Below are 5,614 nucleotides of genomic sequence, written 5' to 3'. Positions count from 1 at the left end.
GCTGCCGCCAGCGTCCGAAGCTCAGGCCCGTCTCTCTCACCACCAGGCGAGCCAGGCTGCTCTCGCTGAGAGCGACACGCCTGGCCCATTCGGCCAGATTGCTGCGGTCGGCAGGATTCTCGGCCAAGGCATCGACGATCCGCCTCAAGCGCGGCTCTGACGATATCGGCATATGCAGCTGCTGGACAGACATGCGCGGCAGCTCGCTGAGCAGAACCGTCGTCAGCACGGCCTTCCGTGAATCGTCGTCCTGCCCGTGATCGGCCAGCTCGACGATCAGTTCGCGCAGCAGCGGCGAGATCGACAGCGTGCAGCACCGGTCTGGCAGATCGGCGGCTCCCGGCTCGATGTACACGAAGAAAATCCGGGCGTTGGCGGTGGCGATGTTGCTGTGCTCCATATCGCCGGGGATCCACACGCCGCAATGCGGCGGCACCATCCACAGGCCGCTGGGGACACGGCAGGTGACACCACCACCGAGCGCGAAGACAAGTTGGCCTTTGCGGTGCCAATGGGAAGGGACCTCGGCTCTGGTCTCGGTGACATCAACGCGCACGGCAATCGCCGGCTCGGAAAGCGCATCCACATCGAAATCGAGCCAGGGGTAGCGGAGAGGCTGTCTCATGATTGACTGTTTTTAGCGATTGATTGCGCTGATATCTAAATTATTCAAGTGGGAAAGTCGATAGGTTCCGGCTTGTGAATGAGCACGTCTGAGGCGCGCTGCGGGGTTCTTCGATCGGCCGCGTCTGCCAACCGGCAAGACCAAGGCATAGGCAGCCGCCCCCGAAAGGCTATGCGTCCACCACGCAGCAATGAGGTATGAACTATGCTCGCCCTGGTCATCTCTCCAGATAGCGCCTCCCGGCTGAAACTCTCTGAGCTCGACGAGCCTCAACCGGCCTCGAACGAGGCGCTTGTCTCGGTCCACGCAACTTCGTTGAACCGGGGTGAACTGCGCCTGCTCGCCATACGTCCAGCCGGCTGGATACCCGGCCAGGACATCGCCGGGGTTGTCGAACGCTCGGCAGCCGATGGCTCCGGGCCAGCCGCGGGCGCCCGGGTTGCGGCTTTGGTCGACCAGGCCGGCTGGGCCGAACGCGTCGCCGTTTCAACCGACCGTCTCGCCGTCCTGCCGGATGACGTCAGCTTCGTCTCCGCCGCCACGCTTCCGGTGGCGGGCACAACGGCGCTCAGGACCCTGCGCCATGGGGGTGACCTGGCCGGCCAGCAGGTCCTGATCACCGGCGCAAGCGGTGCGGTCGGTCGTTTCCAGGTCCAGATCGCCCGCGAACAGGGCGCGTTCGTGACCGCGGTCGCAGCCTCCCGGCACGACGAGGATCTCCGCAACCTTGGAGCCGGGCAGGTGGTCGAGTCGATCGAGCGGGCTGAAGGGCTGTTTTCGCTGATCACCGAATCAGTCGGCGGCGAGAGCCTCGCACACGCGATCGAACGCCTCGCATCCGGCGGGACCATCGTCATGTTCGGCTCCAGCAGCGGCGAACTCACGCCCATTGGATTTCGCCAGTTCGTTCCGGGTCACGAGGGGGCGAGGCTTCAGACTTTCGCCTACTACACTTCCGGCTCAGGCATTGGCGCGGATATCGCCTCGCTGCTCGCCATGGTCGCGGCGGGTCGGCTCGAAACGCGCGTGGTCTTGACCGTCCCGTGGACAGACGTCGCCCAAGCCCTCGACGCACTGCGACAGCGCAGCATCAGCGGCAAGGCTGTTCTCACCATAACCGGATGAGTTGGAGCAATTCCAGGAAAAGTGTGAAGCGGTTTTCCGTCCGAAATGGCATCAAAACAAAGAAATCGACCCGCTCACACGTGCTGACCGCCATTGATGTGGATTTCCGAGCCGGTCACGTAGGACGCCTGCTGCGAGCACAGGAAGAAGATGATGTCGGCGACCTCAGCCGTGGTGCCAAGGCGCCTGAGCGGGATCGTCTCGACGATCTTGTCCGTGCCCGGCGACAGGATCGCGGTGTCGATCTCGCCCGGCGCAATGGCGTTGACGCGAATGCCGTGCGGGCCGAAATCATGCGCCATCTCGCGCGTCAGTGAGCCGAGAGCCGCCTTCGAGGTCGCATAGGCGGTGCCGGCGAAGGGATGCACGCGCGTGCCGGCGATCGAGGTGACGTTGACGATCGAGCCCTTGGCCGCCGCCAATTCCTTGAACAGCCCGCGCGCCAGCATGATCGGCGCGAAGAAATTGACCTGGAACACGTCGCGCCAGACATGCATTGGCGTGTCGATCGAGTCCATCCGGCTGTTGCCGTCCTTGAGCTTCGGCGAAATGCCGGCATTGTTGACCAACGCATGCAGCTGGCCGCCATGCGACTCCAGCCGGTGGCGGATTTCCGACACCGCGATGCCGACATCTTCCTGGTCGGCGAGATCGACCTTGATGTGGTCTTCCGGCCCGGCCGGCCACGGGCAATCCTCGGCAAAAGCCTGCCTCGAACAGGTGATGACGCGCCAGCCCTCGCGCGAAAAGCGCTTGACCGTGGCGTGGCCGATGCCGCGGCTGGCGCCGGTCAGCACGATGGTTTTTCTGGTGTCGAGTTCAGCCATGTCACGGTCTCCGGACCGGAGATGTAGCCGAACCCTGTCGCGGAGGCGAGAGGCGAGTTGCCGCTTAGCCGCCGCCGAGAATGTCTAGGATCGAGGTCTGCTTCTTCTTCAGCGGACCGCCGACATTGCCGGGGGGCACCGGATGCTTGATCGATGCGGTGGCGCCCTCGTCCTCCGGCATGGCAAGGCCATCGGCATCGACGGTCTGGGCGGGACGCACGGCGCGGACCGGGGTTGGCGGCGGCGCGACCGGCGCAGCAGCCTGCGCGGCCGGCGCCTGCTGGCCAACGGACGCGGGCGGAACCGGCGCCGGCTGGCTGTTGTTTGCCGAAGGTATCTCGTCGGGCACGATCGTGTCGGCGGGGGTCGACTTCCAGGTGCCGGGCAGCGGCCGCACCGGCACGCCCTCATGCGCGGCGACCATGAATTCGTGCCAGGCCTGCGCCGGCAGCGCGCCGCCGGTGACCTTCTTCATCGGGCTGCCGTCGTCATTGCCGAACCAGACGCCGGTGGTGAGATTGGCGGTGTAGCCGACGAACCACGCGTCACGCGAATTCTGGCTGGTGCCGGTCTTGCCGGCCGACGGCCAAGCAAAAGCCGCCTTCCTGGCGGTGCCGGTCTCGACTGTGCCGGTCATCATCGAGTTCATCATGCCGACGATCTCGGTTTTGACGACGCGCGGCGCGCTGCCGCCGCCGCTGTCGTAAAGCACCTTGCCGTCTGTGGTCGTGACGCGGCGGATGAAATGAATGTCGGGCTTGTAGCCGCCATTGGCGAAGGGCACGTAGGCCGATGTCAGTTCCAACGGCGTCACCTCCGAGGTGCCGAGCGCGATCGAGGTGTTGGACTGCAGCTCGGACTGGATGCCCATGCGGTGCGCCGCCTCGACGACGGCGTTCGGCCCGACCTCCATGGTCAGCTGGGCGGCGACCGAATTCAGCGATTTCGCCAGCGCGGTGGCCAGCGTCACCTTGCCGAAATACTTGCCGCCGTAATTGTCGGGCGTCCAATTACCGATCTTGATCGGCGCATCGTTGCGCACGCTGTCGGGCGTGCGCCCGGCCTCAAGGGCGGCCATGTAGACGAATGGCTTGAACGCCGAGCCCGGCTGGCGGCGTGCTTCCGAGGCGCGATCGAACTGGCTGGTCGAATAGTCGTAGCCACCGACCATGGCGCGCACGGCGCCGGAATCGTCGATCGACACCAGGGCGCCCTGCGTGACGTTGAGCTTCTTGCCGCTGTCGTCGATCAACTTGCGGATCGACTGTTCGGCGAGTTTCTGCAGCGTCAGGTCGACTGTGCTGTCGACGATGATGTCACCGCGCACGTCGCCGATCAGGTCAGGCAATTCTTCCATGATGGTGTCGGCCACGTAATTTTCCGAGCCGGTCCAGTACGACGGCGCGCGCGTCGCCGGCGCACTCATCGCGGAAGTCAGCTCCTTGGCGCTGATCTTGCCCTCGTCGCGCATGGCGGCAAGCACGAGCTGCGAGCGCTCCTCGGCGGCCTTCGGATCGCGCGCCGGCGACAGCCGCGACGGCGCCTTCAACAGGCCGGCAAGCAATGCGGCTTCCGACAGGGTGACGTCGCGCGCGCTCTTGCCGAAATAGCGGCGCGAGGCCGCCTCGACGCCGTAGGCGCCGGAACCGAAATAGACCCGGTTGAGGTACATTTCCAGGATCTGGTCCTTGGTGTGCTTGTGCTCGAGCCACAGCGCCAGCAGCACTTCCTGCACCTTGCGCTCCAGCGTGCGGTCTGGCGTCAGGAACAGGTTCTTGGCCAATTGCTGGGTCAGCGTCGAACCGCCCTGCGAGAAATGCCCACCAAGCAGATTGGTCACCATCGCGCGCGACAGGCCGATCGGGTCGATGCCGAAATGCGAGTAGAAGCGGCGGTCCTCGATGGCGATGACGGCCTCGGGGATATAGGGCGACATTTCGTGCAGGCCGACGGCCTCGCCCCCGCTCATGCCGCGATTGGCGAGCAGTTGGTTGTCGACTGAGACGATCTTGATGTTGGGGGCGCGGTCGGGGATCGACCAGGTTGTCGCCGCCGGCATTTTGGCGCCGTAGTAGATGACGATACCGGCCGCCGCGATGCCGCCCCAGATGGCGAGCACGAAGCACCAGTAGAACAGCCGGCCGAGCACGCCGAACAGGCCGCGCCGGCTTCTGCCGCGCCCGCCGCGCGACGATTTTCCCTTGGCCGGCTTGCGTTTTGCGGAGGCTTTGCGGTTGCTCGGCACGACGCGATCCTCCTCGTTCACCGAAAGACCCGCCGAGGATTTCGCCTGCGGCGGTCCCTCGAAACTGGGTTCGATGCGACTGTCTCTGCGGTTCGCCATGCGCTGTGCTTGATATCCCCGATGCCTATGGCGTTCGGGTTGAAGAGTAGATGCGGCGGTTTAAAGGCGGGTTAAGTCGGGAAAAATCGAAGCAATATGGATTCAATTGCTTGCGGATCGGCCGGAACGGCATATCAGCGCGGCCCGTTTACGCAACAAGGCGACGGCGGTCGGCGTCGGTCCGATGCCATCAATTCTGCTGGATCGAGATGCCCTTGTCGTCGATCTTGAGCTCGACGCCCTTCGGTTTGGTCTGCTCGCGATAGACATAGATGCCGAGCGCGATGACCACGACGACGAGCGCGCCAATGACGAGATAGAGCGTATTCTGTTTCATGGCGCGCTCTTTCGGTTGTCGAGCGTCAAGCTCGTTTCAGGACCTTGACCAGCACCAAAAGGATGATGGCGCCGATCGTGGCGTGGATGATTGCCGCGAGAACGCCGCCGCCGATGGAGAAGCCGATCCGCGGGAACAGCCAGCCGGCGATGAACGCGCCGACAATGCCGACGATGATGTTGCCGATCAGGCCGAAGCCGAAGCCGGACACGATGAGACCGGCGAGCCAACCGGCGATGGCACCAATGATGATGAAGACGAGCAGGCTTTCGACACCCATGACGATTTCCTCCGAGCAAGAGGCGAGCGCGGAGCGGAAAGCTCCGAATCGGCCTCGATATCAACGGTTTCAGGCT

The 5,614-nt window shown here is 64.4% G+C and carries 6 protein-coding genes; 1 reads left to right on the top strand and 5 read right to left on the bottom strand.

The window, feature by feature from the left end; all coding sequences use genetic code 11:
• The coding region (locus ACXJ7R_RS23735; protein WP_457153968.1) for an AraC family transcriptional regulator at window positions 1-625 on the bottom strand (625 nt) is incomplete at its 3' end.
• Between the two features lie 204 nt (window positions 626-829).
• On the opposite strand from ACXJ7R_RS23735, the gene ACXJ7R_RS23730 reads away from it, so the two are divergent.
• Complete coding sequence (locus ACXJ7R_RS23730; RefSeq protein WP_457153967.1) at window positions 830-1,750, top strand: zinc-binding dehydrogenase; 921 nt, start codon at window positions 830-832, stop codon at window positions 1,748-1,750.
• Between the two features lie 74 nt (window positions 1,751-1,824).
• On the opposite strand, the gene ACXJ7R_RS23725 is transcribed toward ACXJ7R_RS23730, so the two are convergent.
• From ACXJ7R_RS23725 to ACXJ7R_RS23710, 4 genes are all read right to left on the bottom strand, one after another.
• Window positions 1,825-2,577, bottom strand: coding sequence for an SDR family NAD(P)-dependent oxidoreductase (locus tag ACXJ7R_RS23725; RefSeq protein WP_095084738.1), 753 nt, complete (start codon window positions 2,575-2,577; stop codon window positions 1,825-1,827).
• 64 nt (window positions 2,578-2,641) lie between these two features.
• A complete protein-coding gene (locus tag ACXJ7R_RS23720) occupies window positions 2,642-4,921 on the bottom strand; it encodes a transglycosylase domain-containing protein (protein ID WP_457153966.1) in 2,280 nt (759 codons plus the stop codon).
• Between the two features lie 190 nt (window positions 4,922-5,111).
• Complete coding sequence (locus ACXJ7R_RS23715; RefSeq protein ID WP_013529552.1) at window positions 5,112-5,258, bottom strand: hypothetical protein; 147 nt, start codon at window positions 5,256-5,258, stop codon at window positions 5,112-5,114.
• Between the two features lie 25 nt (window positions 5,259-5,283).
• The gene (locus ACXJ7R_RS23710) at window positions 5,284-5,538 is read right to left on the bottom strand and encodes a GlsB/YeaQ/YmgE family stress response membrane protein (RefSeq protein ID WP_457153965.1); all 255 of its coding nucleotides are present in this window, start codon (window positions 5,536-5,538) and stop codon (window positions 5,284-5,286) included.
• Window positions 5,539-5,614: the final 76 nt, after the last annotated feature.

Source organism: Mesorhizobium sp. P5_C1 (genome assembly GCF_054049815.1).
This window is presented reverse-complemented; position numbering and strand designations above follow the sequence as displayed.

Bases quoted from the DNA above. Each gene is read 5' to 3' on its own strand.
- ACXJ7R_RS23730 (WP_457153967.1), top strand. From the start codon at position 830: ATGCTCGCCCTGGTCATCTCTCCAGATAGCGCCTCCCGGCTGAAACTC.
- ACXJ7R_RS23725 (WP_095084738.1), bottom strand. From the start codon at position 2,577: ATGGCTGAACTCGACACCAGAAAAACCATCGTGCTGACCGGCGCCAGC.
- ACXJ7R_RS23720 (WP_457153966.1), bottom strand. From the start codon at position 4,921: ATGGCGAACCGCAGAGACAGTCGCATCGAACCCAGTTTCGAGGGACCG.
- ACXJ7R_RS23715 (WP_013529552.1), bottom strand. From the start codon at position 5,258: ATGAAACAGAATACGCTCTATCTCGTCATTGGCGCGCTCGTCGTCGTG.
- ACXJ7R_RS23710 (WP_457153965.1), bottom strand. From the start codon at position 5,538: ATGGGTGTCGAAAGCCTGCTCGTCTTCATCATCATTGGTGCCATCGCC.